This window comes from Cupriavidus sp. SHE (assembly GCF_000812445.1).
GTDB lineage: Bacteria > Pseudomonadota > Gammaproteobacteria > Burkholderiales > Burkholderiaceae > Cupriavidus > Cupriavidus metallidurans.
In genome coordinates this window covers 101603-117869 of record NZ_JWMB01000021.1, presented here as the reverse complement: position 1 = coordinate 117869, position 16267 = coordinate 101603, and the positions used below count along the sequence as shown (strand labels likewise).

The 16267-nt window shown below is 63.8% G+C and carries 17 protein-coding genes; 6 read left to right on the top strand and 11 right to left on the bottom strand.

Annotation, left to right across the window (positions count from 1 at the left end; translation table 11 throughout):
* Positions 1-16: 16 nt before the first annotated feature.
* A complete protein-coding gene (locus tag RN01_RS11510; protein ID WP_017514427.1) occupies positions 17-805 on the top strand; it encodes an MBL fold metallo-hydrolase in 789 nt (262 codons plus the stop codon).
* 97 nt (positions 806-902) lie between these two features.
* On the opposite strand, the gene RN01_RS34595 is transcribed toward RN01_RS11510, so the two are convergent.
* Together RN01_RS34595 and RN01_RS11505 are read right to left on the bottom strand one after the other, a co-directional pair.
* Positions 903-1142: a hypothetical protein gene (locus RN01_RS34595; RefSeq protein WP_080672714.1), complete on the bottom strand. Its 240-nt coding sequence runs from the start codon at positions 1140-1142 to the stop codon at positions 903-905.
* A 197-nt stretch (positions 1143-1339) separates the two neighbouring features.
* Positions 1340-2548 (bottom strand): cupin domain-containing protein, encoded by a 1209-nt coding sequence (locus tag RN01_RS11505; protein WP_017514428.1) that lies wholly within the window; start codon positions 2546-2548, stop codon positions 1340-1342.
* A gap of 11 nt (positions 2549-2559) precedes the next feature.
* On the opposite strand from RN01_RS11505, the gene RN01_RS11500 reads away from it, so the two are divergent.
* Positions 2560-3093, top strand: a complete 534-nt coding sequence (locus RN01_RS11500; RefSeq protein WP_017514429.1) for a peptidylprolyl isomerase — start codon at positions 2560-2562, stop codon at positions 3091-3093.
* Positions 3094-3187: 94 nt separating this feature from the next.
* On the opposite strand, the gene RN01_RS11495 is transcribed toward RN01_RS11500, so the two are convergent.
* The 5 genes from RN01_RS11495 to RN01_RS11475 form a co-directional block, all read right to left on the bottom strand.
* A complete protein-coding gene (locus tag RN01_RS11495) occupies positions 3188-4240 on the bottom strand; it encodes a hypothetical protein (RefSeq protein ID WP_024569170.1) in 1053 nt (350 codons plus the stop codon).
* Positions 4237-6843, bottom strand: a complete 2607-nt coding sequence (mutS, locus tag RN01_RS11490) for a DNA mismatch repair protein MutS (RefSeq protein WP_035834685.1) — start codon at positions 6841-6843, stop codon at positions 4237-4239. Before mutS ends, RN01_RS11495 begins: the two co-directional genes overlap by 4 nt.
* 326 nt (positions 6844-7169) lie before the next feature.
* On the bottom strand, positions 7170-7574 hold the full coding sequence (locus RN01_RS11485; RefSeq protein ID WP_024569172.1) for a type II toxin-antitoxin system HicB family antitoxin: 405 nt from the start codon (positions 7572-7574) through the stop codon (positions 7170-7172).
* A 29-nt stretch (positions 7575-7603) separates the two neighbouring features.
* Positions 7604-7783 (bottom strand): type II toxin-antitoxin system HicA family toxin, encoded by a 180-nt coding sequence (locus RN01_RS11480; RefSeq protein WP_011515865.1) that lies wholly within the window; start codon positions 7781-7783, stop codon positions 7604-7606.
* 203 nt (positions 7784-7986) lie between these two features.
* A complete protein-coding gene (locus RN01_RS11475) occupies positions 7987-8808 on the bottom strand; it encodes an inositol monophosphatase family protein (RefSeq protein WP_017513083.1) in 822 nt (273 codons plus the stop codon).
* Between the two features lie 251 nt (positions 8809-9059).
* On the opposite strand from RN01_RS11475, the gene RN01_RS11470 reads away from it, so the two are divergent.
* Both RN01_RS11470 and cysE read left to right on the top strand, forming a co-directional pair.
* Entirely contained in the window at positions 9060-9905 is an 846-nt protein-coding gene (locus RN01_RS11470) for an RNA methyltransferase (protein ID WP_223277339.1), read from the top strand.
* A 328-nt stretch (positions 9906-10233) separates the two neighbouring features.
* Entirely contained in the window at positions 10234-10977 is a 744-nt protein-coding gene (gene cysE / locus RN01_RS11465) for a serine O-acetyltransferase (RefSeq protein ID WP_017513081.1), read from the top strand.
* Positions 10978-11025: 48 nt separating this feature from the next.
* Here cysE and RN01_RS11460 read toward each other — a convergent pair whose 3' ends face one another.
* The 4 genes from RN01_RS11460 to RN01_RS11445 all read right to left on the bottom strand — a co-directional run bounded on the left by RN01_RS11460 (position 11026) and on the right by RN01_RS11445 (position 13856).
* Positions 11026-11817, bottom strand: a complete 792-nt coding sequence (locus RN01_RS11460) for a UDP-2,3-diacylglucosamine diphosphatase (RefSeq protein WP_017513080.1) — start codon at positions 11815-11817, stop codon at positions 11026-11028.
* Positions 11818-11885: 68 nt separating this feature from the next.
* Entirely contained in the window at positions 11886-12386 is a 501-nt protein-coding gene (locus RN01_RS11455) for a peptidylprolyl isomerase (RefSeq protein ID WP_011515870.1), read from the bottom strand.
* A gap of 54 nt (positions 12387-12440) precedes the next feature.
* Complete coding sequence (locus RN01_RS11450; protein ID WP_024569173.1) at positions 12441-13049, bottom strand: peptidylprolyl isomerase; 609 nt, start codon at positions 13047-13049, stop codon at positions 12441-12443.
* An 81-nt stretch (positions 13050-13130) separates the two neighbouring features.
* The gene (locus RN01_RS11445; RefSeq protein ID WP_017513079.1) at positions 13131-13856 is read right to left on the bottom strand and encodes a tetratricopeptide repeat protein; all 726 of its coding nucleotides are present in this window, start codon (positions 13854-13856) and stop codon (positions 13131-13133) included.
* A gap of 211 nt (positions 13857-14067) precedes the next feature.
* Here RN01_RS11445 and cysS point away from each other — a divergent pair, with 211 nt between their 5' ends.
* The gene (gene cysS, locus RN01_RS11440) at positions 14068-15456 is read left to right on the top strand and encodes a cysteine--tRNA ligase (protein ID WP_024569174.1); all 1389 of its coding nucleotides are present in this window, start codon (positions 14068-14070) and stop codon (positions 15454-15456) included.
* Positions 15453-16238 (top strand): DNA-3-methyladenine glycosylase, encoded by a 786-nt coding sequence (locus tag RN01_RS11435; protein ID WP_011515874.1) that lies wholly within the window; start codon positions 15453-15455, stop codon positions 16236-16238. The genes cysS and RN01_RS11435 overlap by 4 nt, the downstream gene beginning before the upstream one ends.
* Positions 16239-16267: the final 29 nt, after the last annotated feature.

Here is a 16267-nt window from a genome sequence, read left to right as displayed (position 1 = left end):
CCGAGCGAGCGCATCCATGATGCGCTTTGCTTTTTTGGGCAGCGGCAGCGAGGGCAACTCGCTACTGATCGAGGCTGGCGATGGTGCGAGCGTGACGCGCGTCCTGCTGGATTGCGGTTTCGGCATCAAGGAGACCGCTCGCCGGCTGGAGCGGCTCGGCGTCGCGCCGGAGCAACTCGATGCGGTGCTGGTCACGCACGAGCATGGCGACCATGTCGGCTCGGCCTATGCGTTCGCGGCGCGTCACAAGCTACCGGTCCACACGAGCCACGGCACGTGGCTGGCGACGTCACATATGCGAGGCGCGGATGTGGCGGATGTGCGCGTGTGCTGTGCCGATCATTCATTCTCGGTCGGTGGCTTGCAGATCCATCCCTATACGGTGCCGCATGATGCACGTGAACCATTGCAGTTCGTGCTGACTGATGGCGATGCGCGGCTCGGTGTGCTGACCGATGCAGGGATGGAGACGCCGTATGTGACCGCGCGGCTGGCGGGTGTGCATTCACTGGTGCTCGAATGCAATCACGATCGGGAGATGTTGCGTAACTCGGTCTATCCGTATTCGCTCAAACGGCGCATCGGAGGTGATTTTGGGCATCTGGCAAATGACATTGCCGCGAGTATTCTGTCTCAGGTCATGCATGGGCAGATGTCGCGCGTCGTTGCAGCGCATCTGAGCAAGCAGAACAATACGTGCGAACTGGCGGCAGGCGCACTGGCCTCGGTGCTTGGCACATCGCCGGGGGATATCCTGATCGCGGATCAGGAAGAGGGATTGGGCTGGCAGACGGTGCGCCCATAATCTCGGCATTCATCTTCCCCGCGAATGAGGGGTGAGAAAAATCCGAGAAATAAAAAAAGCCGACCCGAAGGTCGGCTTTTTTATCGGACGAATCCGATTATTGCTTGGCAGCCGGAGCCGAAGCGTCAGCAGCCGGAGCCGAAGCGTCAGCAGCCGGAGCAGCGGCCGGAGCCGAAGCGTCAGCAGCCGGAGCAGCAGCCGGAGCCGAAGCTTCAGCCGGAGCAGCAGCAGCCGGAGCAGCCGTGTCAGCGGCGGGAGCAGCAGCTTCTTCTTTCTTACCGCAAGCGGCCAGAGCAACAGCAGCCAGCAGGGATGCGATCAGGAGAGACTTCTTCATTGTTCGTCCTTTAACTTTTAATAACGAAAACAGGCGATGAATAATTACCGGTAATTATCGCTCTTGAACTGCGAATTTGTGGCTCTCCCGGGTGCCGACAGTGCAGTGGTCCACAGTACTAGCCAGCGGGCGATTATATCCGCGTTTCCCCTGCTTGTGTACAGTCAAGATTTGCAGGTTTGATTTGTTACGCATTATTACACGCGTTTCGGTGCAATCTGGAGCCATCCTTCCATCGCCCAGTCGTGGAAGGTATCCATCAAGTCGGGCAGCGCAACACATGCCTCGACCTCGCTCGCGGTGAGTTGACGGCGGTCAGCCAGACGTCGCAGCCACTTGGCCAGCGATGCTGGCGGCTCGTAGGCTTCGCCGTTCAGGAAGAAGTGCGTGCGGTCATAGAGCGCAACGGAAGCGGGCGCCAAAACAACACCCTGCGCGCGCGCCAGCTTCGTGAACTGACGCAGCGGAATTTCCTCGATTTCGTCGAATTGCACGGACGGTTTCGGCTCGGAGAGATGCGTACCCAGGAATTCCGAAACCATGCCCGCGTTCCATTTGAGTGACTGAAGGCGTTCCGCCACCGCCCGTGCCAGATTTGCCGGCAGTTGCGCGGGCGTCGAGGTCGCCGATTCACCTGCATCGGCGTAACGTCCGTCGAGGCCTTCGTTGTCGGCAACGGTCTCCGAAAGCCAGGCCAGGAAATGACCTGCGAGCTCACGATAGGCGGGGGCGCGGAAACCAATCGAGGCCGTCATGCATTCGCCTTCGGCCACTCCATCGTGCGCGTACTGAGGTGGCAGGTAGAGCATGTCGCCGGGCTCGAGTACCCATTCCTGCTCGGCGCTGAAATCCGAAAGGATCTTGAGGGGCAGGTCGGGGATCAGGTCGAGCTTCGTCTGTGACGAAATGCGCCAGCGGCGCCGGCCCGATACTTGCAGCAGGAACACATCGTAGGAGTCAAAGTGAGGTCCCACGCCGCCGCCGTCGGTGGCATAGCTGATCATCACGTCGTCAAGCCGGGCATCGGGAACGAAGCGGAACTGGCTCATTAGCTCGGCTGCCGCTTGATCGTGCAGGTTGACGCCCTGGACCAGCAACGACCACTTGCCGGTCTTGCGCGAGGGCAGGTTGTCCTCGGAGAACGGTCCGTGTTCGAGCTTCCAGCGGTTGCGAAAGAACGACACCAGACGTGATTCCACGTCGTCGCGATCGGCAAGTTCGAAAAGCGCCTCGCGCGACACTGGGGGCACGATTTCCGGCACGGCCTGTCGAATCAGCAGCGGCTTGCGGTGCCAGATATCACGCATGAAGGCTGAGGGCGTCATGCCGCCGAGCAGGGTGAGCGGCGCGTCGGGATCGACAGGTTCCGGAGGCAAGGCGTGCGCGTATAATGCGGAATCGCTCATGGAGTCAAGAATTGAAAATCGCTAAGAATACGGTGGTGTCCGTGGTGTATAAGCTGTCGGACGCGCAGGGCAATCTGATCGAAGAGTCGGATGAGCCCATGGTCTATTTGCACGGCGGGTATGATGGCACGTTCCCCAAGATCGAGGAAGCGCTGGAGGGCCACGACGCCGGCTTCGAGACCGAGCTGCAGTTGGAACCGGACGAGGCGTTTGGCGACTACGACGCCGAACTCGTGAAGGTGGAGCCGCGTGATCGTTTCCCGGAGCCGCTCGAAGTAGGCATGCAGTTCGAGGGCGTGCCCGAGGACGGTGACGACGAAGATTCGATTATCTACACGGTGACGGATGTCGCCGAGGACAAGGTCGTGCTCGACGGCAATCACCCGCTGGCCGGCATGGCGCTGCGCTTCTGGCTGAAGGTCTCGGAAGTGCGCGAGGCGACGGGCGAGGAAGTCGAGCACGGTCACGCGCACGGCGCTTCGGGCATTGAAGTGGTGGACGAAGACGAGGACGGCGAAGGCGAGGCACCTCGCACGCTGCACTGAGTCTCACAACACGAGCGATCCGCGATAGGTCATCGCGAAAATGAAAAAGCCGGCATTTGCCGGCTTTTTCATTTTGTCCTCTTGTTGATGAATATCAATTGCCCTTGGGCCCATCTTGTAGCTGAACCTGGAATACCGATCGTGTGCCCGGCGTGATCGTCAGCTCCGTCCATCGCGAAGGAGTGCCGATGGGCAGTGCGACTCGCGTGAAGTTGGCAACGATCTTCCCCGACGTGTCGCGTAAAGGCTTGTCGACGCTGAAGCCGCTATCGCTTGCATGGACCAGCAGCACCTGGCCAGAGAACTTCGAGGACAGATCACGAAGCTGACGCTTGAACTCGAGATAGCCGTCGCGTGCCCCGTGACGCACGAACGCGTCCAGCAGGCTTGGTTTGCCACGTTTTTCCCAGCCGTTCCCGAATAGCGGATCGGCGTGCGCGATGACCACGATGCCGGGCAGATCGCGCTGCTCGGCAACCGAGAATGCCCTGGCCAGCCATTGCCGGTTGGCTTCGCGCCGATCCTCGAATTCGCCATTGCGCCCGCCCTCGATGCGATAGTGGTTGTTGTCGCCGGGCAGGTTCAGGCCCACCAGCATCACGCCACCGGTGACGAGCCGCACGTTTTCCCGATAGCTGCGGAACAGCGCCTGATCCGACTGACGCACCACTGGCAATGTGCGTCGCCCAAGCGTGGTGTCGAGCGGGAAGAACAGCTCCCGCAATCGATTGAGCCGTTCGACGGCATCGAACTTCCCGTTTGAGGGCTTCTGGCACTCAGCCCAGTCGGTCTCGCCTGGTACGTAGAGCAGCGGTGTGGGCGAATCGTCGAGCACCTGCAGCCGCGCGTTGAGAACGGTGTCACCACAGGATTCGGTATCGCCCTTGATGCCGCCAGCGTGGACGATCATCGCTACCTGCTGCGCGTTCATCATGTCGAATAGCGCAGTCGTGTCCGTTTCCGCGGCTGGCCATTGCGGGGTGTCGGCAATCAGGGCGATCCGGGTCATCTGCACGGTCGGCACTGGCGGCGGCGCAATGCTGCCCGCCCGCGCCGCGTGCGCGAGCGCCGGCACCGCGAGCAACGCGCAGGCAATGGCCGCCAAGCACGTGGCCGCCGAGCTTCGACCCCGGAAGCGTGCCGTCATACCGTTCGCGCGGTCTCCGAGATGGACTTGAGTCGGTACAGCGCCTCGAGCGCTTCACGCGGCGAGAGGCTGTCCGGGTCGATATCGGCCAGCGCTTCCAGCGTGGCAGCCTGCGCGGGCGGCACGGCGGACTGGCCTGCCGATTTGTCATCTTCATCGTCTGCGGACGGGGAAGACTGCGCCGAGAACAGATCCATCTGCGGCGTGGGCGTGGCGTCCGCCGATTGTTCTTCCAGCCACGCGAGATGCTTGCGCGCTGCGCGAATGACTGGTTGCGGAACACCCGCCAATTGGGCCACCTGCAGCCCGTAGCTCTGGCTGGCCGGACCGTCCTGCACCGCATGCAGGAATACGATGCCATCGCCATGCTCCACGGCTGACAGGTGCACGTTGGCAGCCTGCGGGAACTCGACCGGCAGTTGCGTCAGCTCGAAATAATGGGTGGCAAACAGTGTGTGGCTGCGGTTGTGGGACAGCAGATGACGCGCGATGGCCCACGCGAGGGCGAGACCGTCGAAGGTCGAAGTACCGCGGCCGATCTCATCCATCAGCACCAGGCTGGATGGCGTGGCGTTGTGCAGGATGGCTGCGGCCTCGGTCATTTCGACCATGAAGGTCGAACGTCCGCCCGCCAGGTCGTCGGCGGCCCCAATACGCGTGAAGATGCGATCCACCGGGCCAATCACGGCACGGCGTGCCGGCACCCAGGCGCCGACGCAGGCCAGCAGAACGATCAATGCGGTCTGGCGCATGAACGTCGATTTACCACCCATGTTCGGGCCGGTGATCAGCAGCAGCTTGCGGGCCTCGTTCAACTGACAGTCGTTTGCGATGAACGCGACCGACTCCGCGGCCAGCTGACCTTCCACGACGGGATGGCGGCCCTGCGAGATGTCGATGACGTTCTCCTGGACGCGTTCCGGCTGGACCCAGTCGAGTGTTTTCGCACGTTCGGCCAGTGTGGCAAGCACGTCGAGGCGGGCGAGCGCGCCGGCCACGCGACGCAGACTGCCGATATGCGGCAGCAGGGCCTGCAGCAGACCGTCGTAGAGCTGCTTCTCGCGAGCCAGCGCGCGATCCTGTGCCGAGAGCGCCTTGTCCTCGAACGCTTTCAACTCGGGTGTGATGTAGCGTTCGGCGTTCTTCAGGGTCTGCCGGCGTCGATAGTCGTCGGGCACCTTGTCGGCCTGCCCGTTGGTGACTTCGATATAGAAGCCATGAACTCGGTTGTATTCGACGCGCAGGTTCGTGATGCCTGTGCGCTCGCGCTCCCGGGTTTCCAGCTCGATCAGGAATTGACCGCAGTTTTCCGAGATATCGCGCAGTTCGTCGAGCTCACCGTCGTAGCCGCGCGCGATGACGCCGCCGTCGCGAATCACCGTTGAGGGTTCATCCGCCACGGCGCGGATCAGCAGTTCCAGGCAGTCCTGCGGAATGTCGATTTCCTCAAGGGTCTGCGCCAGCAGCGGCGCATCCTCTGAACTGACCGTGGCGGCCTGCACATCGGGCAGGGCACGCAGGGTGTCGCGCAGCGAGGACAGATCGCGCGGACGTGCCGACAGCAACGCGAGTCGCGCGGTGATCCGCTCGACGTCGGCAAGCTTGCGCAGCACGGTACGCAAGCCGTCCGGCCCTTGTGTGATCAGTGCCCCAATGGCCTGCTGACGCGCTCGCGGCAGGGCCGGGTCGCGCAACGGATGATGCAGCCAGTGGCGCAGCGCGCGGCTGCCCATCGTCGTCGCGCATGTGTCGAGCAGCGAGAAGAGCGTTGGCGATTCGGTGCCACGCAGCGTCTCGGTCAGTTCGAGGTTGCGGCGTGTAGCCGAGTCGAGGCCGACAAATTCGGATTCCCGCTCGACGGTGACGCCCTGCACGTGGCGCAGAGACTGGCCTTGCGTGGTGGCCGCATAGTTGAGCAGCGCGCCGGCAGCGCCGAGGGCGGCTCCCAGGCCCGAGCAGCCGAACGGCTCCAGGCTGGCCACGCCGATCTGTTCGCGCAGGCGGCGAGTACCGGCTTCCTGGTCAAAGTGCCATTCCGGCAACCGGGTGCGCGCGCATGTCAGCGCCGGCAGGTCCATGCCGTCGGTGTACAGCACCTCGGCGGGGCGGATACGCTCGAGTTCACGGGACAACTGCGCGGCGTCGCACTCCATGAGTCGCAGTTCGCCACTGGCGAGGTTCAGCCATGCCAGGCCCGTCTTGCTGACGCCGCGGCGTGTGGTCTGCTGGTGCACGGCCAACAGGAACGTGTCGGACTTGTCCGGCAGCAGGGCGGCATCGGTCAGCGTGCCGGGCGTAACGATGCGCACCACTTTGCGCTCGACCGGGCCCTTGCTGGTCGCTGGGTCACCAATCTGTTCGCAGATCGCCACGGATTCGCCAAGCTTTACCAGGCGCGCCAGATACTGGTCAGCCGAATGGAATGGGATCCCGGCCATACGGATTGGCACACCGCCAGACTGGCCGCGCGCGGTCAGCGTGATGTCGAGCAATCGCGCGGCCTTCTCGGCATCGTCATGGAATAGCTCATAGAAGTCACCCATCCGGTAGAAAAGGAGCGTGTCCGGGTGGTCGGCCTTGATGCCGTGGTACTGCAGCATCATGGGCGACTGCTTCTCGGCTTTCTCGGGCTTTCCCTGCTTGCCGACTTTCTCGGCCCTGGCGGAAGTCGCGGCAAGGTCGGGCGATTCACTCGCGGTCACGGTGTTCTCGCCTTCAGCGGCAGGTACGGATAGGGCTTCTGACATGCATTCCTCTCGGGCGGCAAGCGGCGCAGGTGCCGGGCCGCCGGTGTATCGGTTGCCGGCGGTCTGGTGGCGTCTGGATTACAGGCCCACCCCGTGCGCGGCGTAAAGGGGCATTTTACTGCGACCCCACACCTCGGCTTCGTGCCGAATTCTCATTTTTGCTGGGATTTTCCGTTCTGGACTCAGACGCTGCCCGCGATGGCGTCCAGCGCGACGCGCGCGAGGAACCCGCTCCGGGTTTCGTGGCGACGTTCCACGAACGTGTCGATCTTGTGCAATACAAAACGAGGCAGGCTGATATTGATTCGCTCCGGGCGTGCGTCGAGCTTGCTCATGTCGATGTCGGCCAGCGCCCAGATCGCGCCTGCGTACTCCGGTTGGGCCATCAGCGTGCCGATCGGCGTCGCTTTCAGAACAACCTCCTCGCCAAGGGAGAGCAGGGCCACCACGTGAGTCGTGATGGCCTCGCGTGCGTTGCGGACCGCTTCCTCGATGGATTCGCCGGCGGAGTAACAGCCCGCCACATCGGGCACCGTCACGCCGTAGACCGAGTTCGCATCCTTGTGAATGGCAATGGGAAAGTCCATGTCGTTCCTCTTTGTACACGGCGCGCTGCTCATAGCCCGGCCGTCCTCAGAATGTTTCGGACCGTGCCTGTCGGCAGATCCTTCTTTGGATGGGGCACGGTCACAATCAGCATGTGCCGCGGATGTTTGAAGGTGAAATGACTGCCATGCGTGCGCACCAGCTTCCACCCCTTCTGTTCGAGCAATCGGATCAGCGTGGACGAATGCAATTTCGAGCCCTGAATGATCCGTGTGTAAGTCTACACACGGTGTTAGGGGGCGCAAGTAAACTTGTGTGTCGCGAGCAACTTTATGGCGGGTGAATCGGGAAATCCCGGGCGAGATTCTGAAAGAAAGTGCGCAAAACGAAACAGGCGCCATCGGATCTCTCCGATGGCGCCTGTTTGAAGGCAGCCTGGGGGCTAGCTAAGGATCAGACTGCGGCGGGCTTCGCGTTGTCGAGCGAGAAGGGGGCCAGCAGGCGAACCATCTGTGCGAAGGCCTTCGGGTTGCCGGCCAGCACTTCACCCTGTTCCATCTGGCGCGATTCGCCGGCGTAGTTGCCGACCAGACCGCCAGCTTCAGTGATCAGTAGCATGCCGGCAGCCATGTCCCACGGCTTGAGGCCGCGCTCGAAGAAGCCATCCAGACGGCCGCAGGCGACGTAGGCCAGGTCCAGGGCGGCGGCGCCCGGGCGGCGCAGGCCGGCGCAGCTACGCGTCATCAGCGCGAACATTTCCAGGTATTCGTCCATGCCTTCCAGATCGCGGAACGGGAAGCCGGTGCCGATCAGGCAATCGGCCAGCTTGTCGCGGCGCGTGACGCGGATGCGGCGGTTGTTCAGGAACGCGCCCGCGCCCTTGCTGGCGGTGAACAGTTCGTCGCGGGTTGGGTCGTAGACCACGGCTTGCGACGGCACGCCCTTGTGCAGCAGGCCGATCGACACTGCGTACTGCGGAAAGCCGTGGATGAAGTTCGTGGTGCCGTCCAGCGGGTCGATAACCCAGGTGAACTCGCTCTGTTCTTCGCCGTCGGCCCAGGACTGACCGGACTCTTCCGCTAGAATGGCATGCTCGGGGTAGGCGGTGCGGATGATGTCGATGATGGCCGCTTCGGCCGCGCGATCGACTTCAGTGACGAAATCGTTGTGTTGTTTGCGCGAAACGCGCACCAGATCGACGTCGATCGACGCGCGGTTGATGATGGACCCCGCCTTGCGGGCCGCCTTGACGGCGATATTGAGCATCGGATGCATGAATTTCTCCAGGCGGGGCAACCGCGCCACGACGCGACATGGGACGCCACAGAAACAAGGGCGAATCGCGCGGGCTGCCGGGGCCGCCAGACAACACAACGAATTGTAGAAGAACGGGGTGCGTCGCCATGTGAAGCGCCGCACCGCAATTGGAAGGCAGCATTGTATAGGAACCTGGCTTCTCGCACGAGTCGACAACCTCGATCGAGACGGCCGGGACGCTCCGGATGACCGAAGTGTTGAACTCTCAGATGGATCCGATCCCGAATGGCACGGCCGCAAGTGATCTTTCGGACATTTTCGCGCATGTGCGTGTGGTGCTGGTGGAAACCAGTCACCCCGGCAACGTGGGCTCGGTCGCGCGGGCGATCAAGACGATGGGCTTCGGGCACGTGCCGGGGAGCCTGGTGCTGGTCTCGCCGCGCGAGCCGGGCGTCGTGTGGCATCCCGACGCCGTCGCGATGGCCAGTGGTGCCGACGATGTGCTGGCCAGCGCCACGATCGTCGACAGCATCGAGGCCGCGCTGGCTGGCACGGCCTTTACCGTCGCCATGACCGCCCGGCAGCGCGAATTCGGGCCGCCGAGGCTGCTACCGCGCGCCGCCGTGGCCAAGGCGCGGTCGGTGCTGGAGGCGGACCCCGCTACCACGGTCGCCTTCGTATTCGGCAATGAACGCTTCGGCTTGCCGAACGACGCGGTATTGCGCTGTTCGGCGGTGACGCATATTCCTGCCAATCCGGTTTACGCCTCTCTCAACCTGGCCCAGGCCGTGCAGCTCATTGCCTATGAGATGCGGCTGGCCCTGCTCGAGGCGCAGGAAACGGCCGGCGGGCTCCCGGACGTCGCTGGCGATATCGGCTATGCTGGTGACCCCGCCACCACCGAGCAGATCGAGGCGATGTTTGGCCACCTTCAGGCTGGGCTTGCGGCGATTGGCTTTCTGGACCCGGCGAATCCGCGCAAGCTGATGCCGCGCCTGCGCCGGTTGTTCGCGCGGACGGGCCTGGAGCGCGAGGAAGTGAACATCCTGCGTGGCATCGCCAAGCGCATGCTGCTGACGGGCGATGCAAAGCACGACGACAACAAGGAAGACTAGTTCCGTGGCGATTTTCCCGGCGTACATCATGCAAGACCTCATCCGTGGCGCGGCGTCTGGTCGCTCGGCGGTGAGGCATGCGTGCGCGCATTTGCCGGAACGATGTTGAGCCTGGTGCTGACCCGGGACGTCGTTTCAGACTCATTCTGAGGCGGCTTTCCAAGAAGCCCTGATGTCGTCAGGGCGGGGCGGCAGGCGCGCAAATCTCTTACACTCGCTGTCTCGCGCCAGAGCCGTCCCCCACACTGACTGCTCAATACCGGCCAATGACCTCGGCGGCGACCAGTTCCATGAACGGCGCACGCTGCGGCAACACGACACGAAGAAGATGTTCACTCGCCTGAAGGAAGATATCGACACCATCATGCTGCGCGACCCCGCCGCGCGCAGCCGTCTGGAAGTCCTGACCTGCTATCCCGGGCTGCACGCCGTGGTGTTTCACCGCGTGGCCAATGCGTGCTGGCGAGGTGGATTTCACTGGCTGGGGCGCTGGATCTCGCACTGGTCCCGCTTTCTGACCGGGATCGAGATCCACCCGGCGGTCAAGCTGGGACGTCGCGTGTTCATCGACCATGGCATGGGCGTGGTGATCGGCGAAACCGCCGAGATTGGCGACGATTGCACGATTTACCAGGGTGTGACCTTGGGAGGCACGTCGCTGTACAAGGGCCAGAAACGCCATCCGACGCTGGGCGTCGGCGTGGTGGTGAGCGCCGGCGCCAAGGTGCTTGGCGGCTTCGAGGTGGGCGCGGGCGCGCGCGTTGGGTCGAATGCCGTCGTGCTGAAGCCTGTGCCGCCTGGCGCGACGGCGGTGGGCATTCCGGCGCGCATCATCATGCCCGATGCGCCTTCCACGCAGCAGGGCGCGAAACAGGAATTCTCGGCCTACGGCATCACGCCGAACGCGGACGATCCCGTGTCCCTGGCGCTCAAGAGCCTGATCGACAACGCGGCCAGGCAACATGACCGCATCGAGGCCGTGCTGGCCGCGCTCGACCGACTCGGCGAGCATCTCGAGAACACGCCAAACGGCCGCTTCGACGCGAGCGAGCTGCGCAAGCTGATGAAGTAGTGGAGGCGCACGCCGGTCGGCGTGGCGATTGGCGCGAGCCAGACATCGTCAGTCGACCTGCGGCAGCACGCGGAAGCCGGTGCCGTCGAGTTCGAGCACGGCGGCCCGCGGATGGCGGCCGTCGAGGTCCCAGTCCGTCAGCACCCAGCGCTCGCCGGCTTCGTGCGTGTGGCGTGCGGGGCGGTGCGTGTGGCCGTGCACCAGTGTGCTGGCCCCGCTCGAGGCGAGCAGTGCGTTGACGGCGTCCGGTGCCGCATCGCCATAGGTGACCGGCACCGCGTCGATGTCCTGGCGCGTGCGCCCGGCTTCGCTGTCAGCCCGAAGGCGTCGGGCGATCGACAGCCGCGTGCCGAGTGGCAGTAGCAGGAACAGCCGTTGTACCCAGCCCTTGCGTGTCCAGCGGCGAAAGCGCATGTAGCGCTCGTCGTCCGTGCACAGCATGTCGCCGTGGCTGAGTGCCACGCGGTGGCCAGCACAGGCGATCACCGACGGGTCCGGCAGCAGCGTCGCGCCCGCCTTGGCCGCGAATCGACGACCAAGCAGGAAATCACGATTGCCGTGCATCAGATAGACCGGCACGCCGGCATCGGCAAGCCGGCGCAGCGCGGCAGCAACCTCGGCCGCGAACGGCGAGTCGGTTTCCTCATCCCCTACCCAGAACTCGAAAAAGTCCCCCAGGATGAACAGCGTGCGCGCATCCCGTGCCGCACGCTCGAGCACGCGGTGGAAGGCCGCCAGCGTGCGCGGCATGTCGGCCGTCAGGTGGAGATCGGAAATGAACCACGCCGGCGCCTGCACCTCGATCGGGGCGGCCACCGGCGTGCGGGTGGGAGCGGTCATGCGGTCCGGATGTCTGTATTCACCACGAGCGGCATGCCGCCTGTCGTTCGAATCGACGTTAAACGCGATTACTCGACAATCGTGGCTTTCTCGATCACGACGTCCTCGAGCGGCACGTCCTGATGGAAGCCCGAGCTGCCGGTGCGCACGCCCTTGATGGCGTCGATCACGTCGGTGCCTTCCACGACCTTGCCGAACACGGCATAGCCGAAGCCTTGCGGCGTGGGCGAGCTGAAGTTCAGGAAGTCGTTGTCCACCACGTTGATGAAGAACTGGGCCGTGGCCGAGTGCGGCGCGTTGGTGCGGGCCATGGCAACCGTGTAGCGGTCGTTCTTCAGGCCGTTGCCGGCTTCGTTCTCGATCGGCGCATCGGTGTCCTTCTGCTTCATGCCCGGCTCGAAGCCACCGCCCTGGATCATGAAGTTCTTGATGACGCGGTGGAAGATCGTGTTGTCATAGTGGCCCTTGCGCACGTACGACAGGAAGTTCTCGACCGACTTCGGGGCCTTCTCGGCGTCCAGTTCGATGACGATGGCGCCTTGCGTGGTTTGGAGTTGTACCTTGCTCATGGGGTTACCTCTGTTCGATGATGCGATGACGGTTGTATTCGGGGTTGCCTGGGGTCACTTGGTGACCACGGTGGCCGATTCGATCACGATCGGCGCGGCAGGCACGTTGCGCATGGCGCCATACGCCGTAGTCGGCGTGGTCTTGATCTTGTCGATCGTGTCCATTCCCTCTACCACTTTGCCAAAGACGGCATATCCATTGCCGTCCGGCTGTGGGTAGTCGAGGTTCGGATTATCCACCACATTGACGAAGAACTGGGCGGTTGCCGAGTTCGGGTTCGACGTGCGTGCCATGGCGACGGTCCCGGCCTTGTTCTTCAGGCCGTTCTGCGATTCCAGGGCAATCGGCGCCAGCGTCGGCTTTTCCTTCATGTCGCGGTCAAAGCCACCGCCCTGGACCATGAAGCCGTTGATCACGCGATGGAAGATCGTGCCGGAATAGAAGCCGCTTTTTACGTAGCCCATGAAGTTGGCCACGGTCTTCGGGGCGGCATCGGGGTACAACTCGATAGTGAACTTGCCGGCGCTCGTCACGAATTGCACGCGCTCGGTCTTCGGCGCGGCGGTGGCGGGGCTGGCGCCCTGGGCCATTGCGGCCAGCGGAGACAGGGCAGTGGCGGCGGCCATCAGGCCGGTCAGGACGATGCGGCGGGAAAGGGTCATGTCTGGACTCCGGGTTGCAGGTCTGGCAGTCGGCAACGTCACTTGGACGTCGCCGGATGAGGCGTTGAATACTGTGCGAGTTCAGCGTGCGTCGGGCGCGCTGGCGGGCGGGGTAACCGGCGACATGGCCGGCTTTGCCTTGCTCTTGACCACCGGGGCGCCCGATGCCGGGGCGGGCACGGCGGATGGCGCGGGTGCGGCCGCCGGCTGCAGTTCGCGTAGGCTCGCGGCGGCGCGCTTGTCGCCGGGGTTGCGGCGCGTTGCGTCGCCATAGGCCTGGACGGCCAGGGCCCGATAGACGTCGCCCAGATTGCTATAGGAGAGCGCGTAGTCGGGACGGGCCTCGATTGCCAGCAGCAGTTCGGCCTCCGCGCGCTTCAGGTCGCCGCGTTTCGCGTACAGCAGCGCCAGGTTGTTGTGCGGCTCCGGCAGTTCGGGGAAATCCTGCGCCATCTCGGCAAACGCCTTGATCGCATCGTCCTCGCGGCCGGCCTTGGCCATTGCCCATGCGCGCTGGAATCGAGCCTGCGCATTGCGCGGGTTGTCGGCCAGCACGCGGTCGAATCCGGCGATGGCGTCGTCATAGCGCTTCTCGTTGGCCGCCTTCTGCGCGGGCTTCATGCCGGGGTCCGCCGATTGCGGTCCGGTCGGCGCGGCCGGTGGCGGCGTCAGCGAAAGCGGCCCGTTCTGCGCGAACGCTGGCGCGGCGCTCAGCGCGGCGGCCATCGCCAGCGCGCTCGCCAGCGCGGAAAGGGGTCCGCCACGGCGGGACGAAGCAATGGTCGGGATGGGCAGAGGCAGGCTCATGTAAGGGCGGTCCGTTATACTCCGCGGCATTCTAACAAAGCGGCGGGGCGTGGAGCACAGGTCGCAAGTTCGCGTGACATTGTCGGCAGCGCGTCCGGCCGCCGTTGATGGCTTCCGGTAAGATATGGGGCTCGCGCGCCATCGACATGCTTGTCAGCGCGCGGCAGTCTCGCTCGATGTCATCGACGCCGTATCCACTCACATCCGCTTCATGCAGCAATTGAACATCTACAACACGCTCGCGCGTGAAAAGCAGCCTTTCGTGCCCATCGAACCCGGCAAGGTCCGCATGTATGTGTGCGGCATGACCGTGTACGACTACTGTCACGTTGGCCATGCGCGGGTGATGGTGGTGTTCGATATGGTGCACCGCTGGCTGCGCGCCGCCGGGTACGACGTGACGTACGTCCAGAACATCACTGATATCGATGACAAGATCATTCGTCGCGCCGCGGAGAACGGCGAGACGATCGGTCAGCTCACCACGCGTTTCATCCAGTACATGCACGAGGATGCCACGGCGCTGGGCGTGATCCGTCCCGACTATGAGCCGCGCGCGACCGAATACGTGCCGCAGATGCTCAATATCATCGAGAAACTCGAAGCCAAGGGCCTGGCCTACCAGGCGACGGACGGCGACGTGAACTACTCGGTGCGCAAGTTCCCGGGCTACGGCAAGCTGTCGGGCAAGTCGCTGGAAGACCTGCGCGCCGGCGAGCGCGTCAATGCCAACGATGCCAAGCAGGATCCGCTCGACTTCGTACTGTGGAAGTCGGCCAAGGCAACCGAGCCGCCCGAAAGCAAGTGGGACTCGAAGTGGGGCAGCGGCCGTCCGGGCTGGCATATCGAATGCTCGGCCATGAGCTGCACGCTGCTCGGTGAGCATTTCGATATTCACGGCGGCGGTGCCGACCTGCAGTTCCCGCACCACGAGAACGAGATCGCGCAATCGGAAGGGGCTTCCGGCAGGCCGTTCGTCAATATGTGGATGCACAACGGTTTCGTGCGTGTGAATGACGAGAAGATGTCGAAATCGCTCGGCAACTTCTTCACGATCCGCGACGTGCTCAAAGAGTACGACGCCGAAGTGGTGCGCTTCTTCATCCTGCGCGCGCACTATCGGAGCCCGTTGAACTATAGTGATGCCCACCTTGATGACGCACGCCACGCACTGACGCGCCTGTATACGGCGCTCAAGGAAACGCAGCCCGGCGGTTGCGCGGTGGATTGGGAAGAGTCTCACGCGAAGCGCTTTGCCGAAGCGATGAACGACGATTTCAACACGCCAATCGCCATGTCGGTGCTGTTCGACCTGGCCAGCGAGGTCAATCGCACCGGTTCCGTGGCGGCGGCGCATCAACTCAAGGCGCTCGGCGGCACGCTGGGTCTGCTTGAGCGCGATCCGCACACGTTCCTGCAAGGTGGTCATGTCGCCGGCAGCCTGAGCGGCGAGCAGATCGAAGCGCAGATCGCGGCCCGTCGTGCCGCCAAGGCCGCGCGCAATTTCGCCGAGGCCGACCGCATTCGCGCCGAATTGCTCGAAGCCGGCGTGGTGCTGGAAGACAAGCCAGGTGGTGCCACCGAGTGGAGGCGTGCTTGAACGCTGCCGCGCGCAAGCCGAAGGCGGTTGCACCTGCCCAGCCGAAGCCGGTGGCGGGGAAGGCTGCCGCCAAGGTCGCGCCAAAGGCCGGCGGCAAGCCCCGCAAATCGGACCTGCCCGAGGTGGATGCAGTACCCCTGCCGGTCGAAACCGTCGTCGACGCGGTGCGGCCTGCTTATTGGGACGAGGCGTGTGCTGACCTGATGAAGCGCGACCGCATCCTGCGCAAGATGATTCCTACCTATGGTCCGGCGCATCTGGTGTCGCGTGGCGATCCGTTCGTCACACTGGCGCGCTCGATCGTCGGCCAGCAGATATCGGTGAAGGCCGCGCAATCGGTCTGGGAACGGCTCGCCGCCAGGTGCCCGCGCCTGACGCCGGCGCAGTTCCTGAAATCCGGGTCCGAGGAGTTGGCTGGTTGCGGGTTGTCGAAGCGCAAGGCGGAGTACATCATTGATCTGGCCGACCACTTCAAGGCGGGGCGCGTGCACGTCAAGGAATGGGTGGCGATGGACGACGAGGCAGTGATCGCCGAGTTGACCCAGATTCGCGGCATCGGACGCTGGACGGCGGAGATGTTCCTGATGTTCAATTTGATGCGACCCAACGTGCTGCCGCTCGACGATGTCGGGCTGATCAACGCGATCTCCACCAACTACTTCAGCGGAGAGCCGGTGACACGTAGTGAGGCACGCGAGGTGGCCGCCAACTGGGAGCCGTGGCGAACGGTGGCGACGTGGTACATGTGGCGCAGTCTGGACCCCCTGCCAGTGACGTATTAGGAATACGGCAGGAGTGCGGTAGGGTAAAT

Excerpts from the sequence above, each read along its gene's own strand:
- RN01_RS11510 (WP_017514427.1), top strand. The coding sequence starts at position 17 with ATGATGCGCTTTGCTTTTTTGGGCAGCGGCAGCGAGGGCAACTCGCTA.
- RN01_RS34595 (WP_080672714.1), bottom strand. The coding sequence starts at position 1,142 with ATGAAGAAGTCTCTCCTGATCGCATCCCTGCTGGCTGCTGTTGCTCTG.
- RN01_RS11505 (WP_017514428.1), bottom strand. The coding sequence starts at position 2,548 with ATGAGCGATTCCGCATTATACGCGCACGCCTTGCCTCCGGAACCTGTC.
- RN01_RS11495 (WP_024569170.1), bottom strand. The coding sequence starts at position 4,240 with ATGACGGCACGCTTCCGGGGTCGAAGCTCGGCGGCCACGTGCTTGGCG.
- mutS (WP_035834685.1), bottom strand. The coding sequence starts at position 6,843 with ATGATGCTGCAGTACCACGGCATCAAGGCCGACCACCCGGACACGCTC.
- RN01_RS11485 (WP_024569172.1), bottom strand. The coding sequence starts at position 7,574 with ATGGACTTTCCCATTGCCATTCACAAGGATGCGAACTCGGTCTACGGC.
- RN01_RS11475 (WP_017513083.1), bottom strand. The coding sequence starts at position 8,808 with ATGCATCCGATGCTCAATATCGCCGTCAAGGCGGCCCGCAAGGCGGGG.
- RN01_RS11470 (WP_223277339.1), top strand. The coding sequence starts at position 9,060 with ATGGATCCGATCCCGAATGGCACGGCCGCAAGTGATCTTTCGGACATT.
- cysE (WP_017513081.1), top strand. The coding sequence starts at position 10,234 with ATGTTCACTCGCCTGAAGGAAGATATCGACACCATCATGCTGCGCGAC.
- RN01_RS11460 (WP_017513080.1), bottom strand. The coding sequence starts at position 11,817 with ATGACCGCTCCCACCCGCACGCCGGTGGCCGCCCCGATCGAGGTGCAG.
- RN01_RS11455 (WP_011515870.1), bottom strand. The coding sequence starts at position 12,386 with ATGAGCAAGGTACAACTCCAAACCACGCAAGGCGCCATCGTCATCGAA.
- RN01_RS11450 (WP_024569173.1), bottom strand. The coding sequence starts at position 13,049 with ATGACCCTTTCCCGCCGCATCGTCCTGACCGGCCTGATGGCCGCCGCC.
- RN01_RS11445 (WP_017513079.1), bottom strand. The coding sequence starts at position 13,856 with ATGAGCCTGCCTCTGCCCATCCCGACCATTGCTTCGTCCCGCCGTGGC.
- cysS (WP_024569174.1), top strand. The coding sequence starts at position 14,068 with ATGCAGCAATTGAACATCTACAACACGCTCGCGCGTGAAAAGCAGCCT.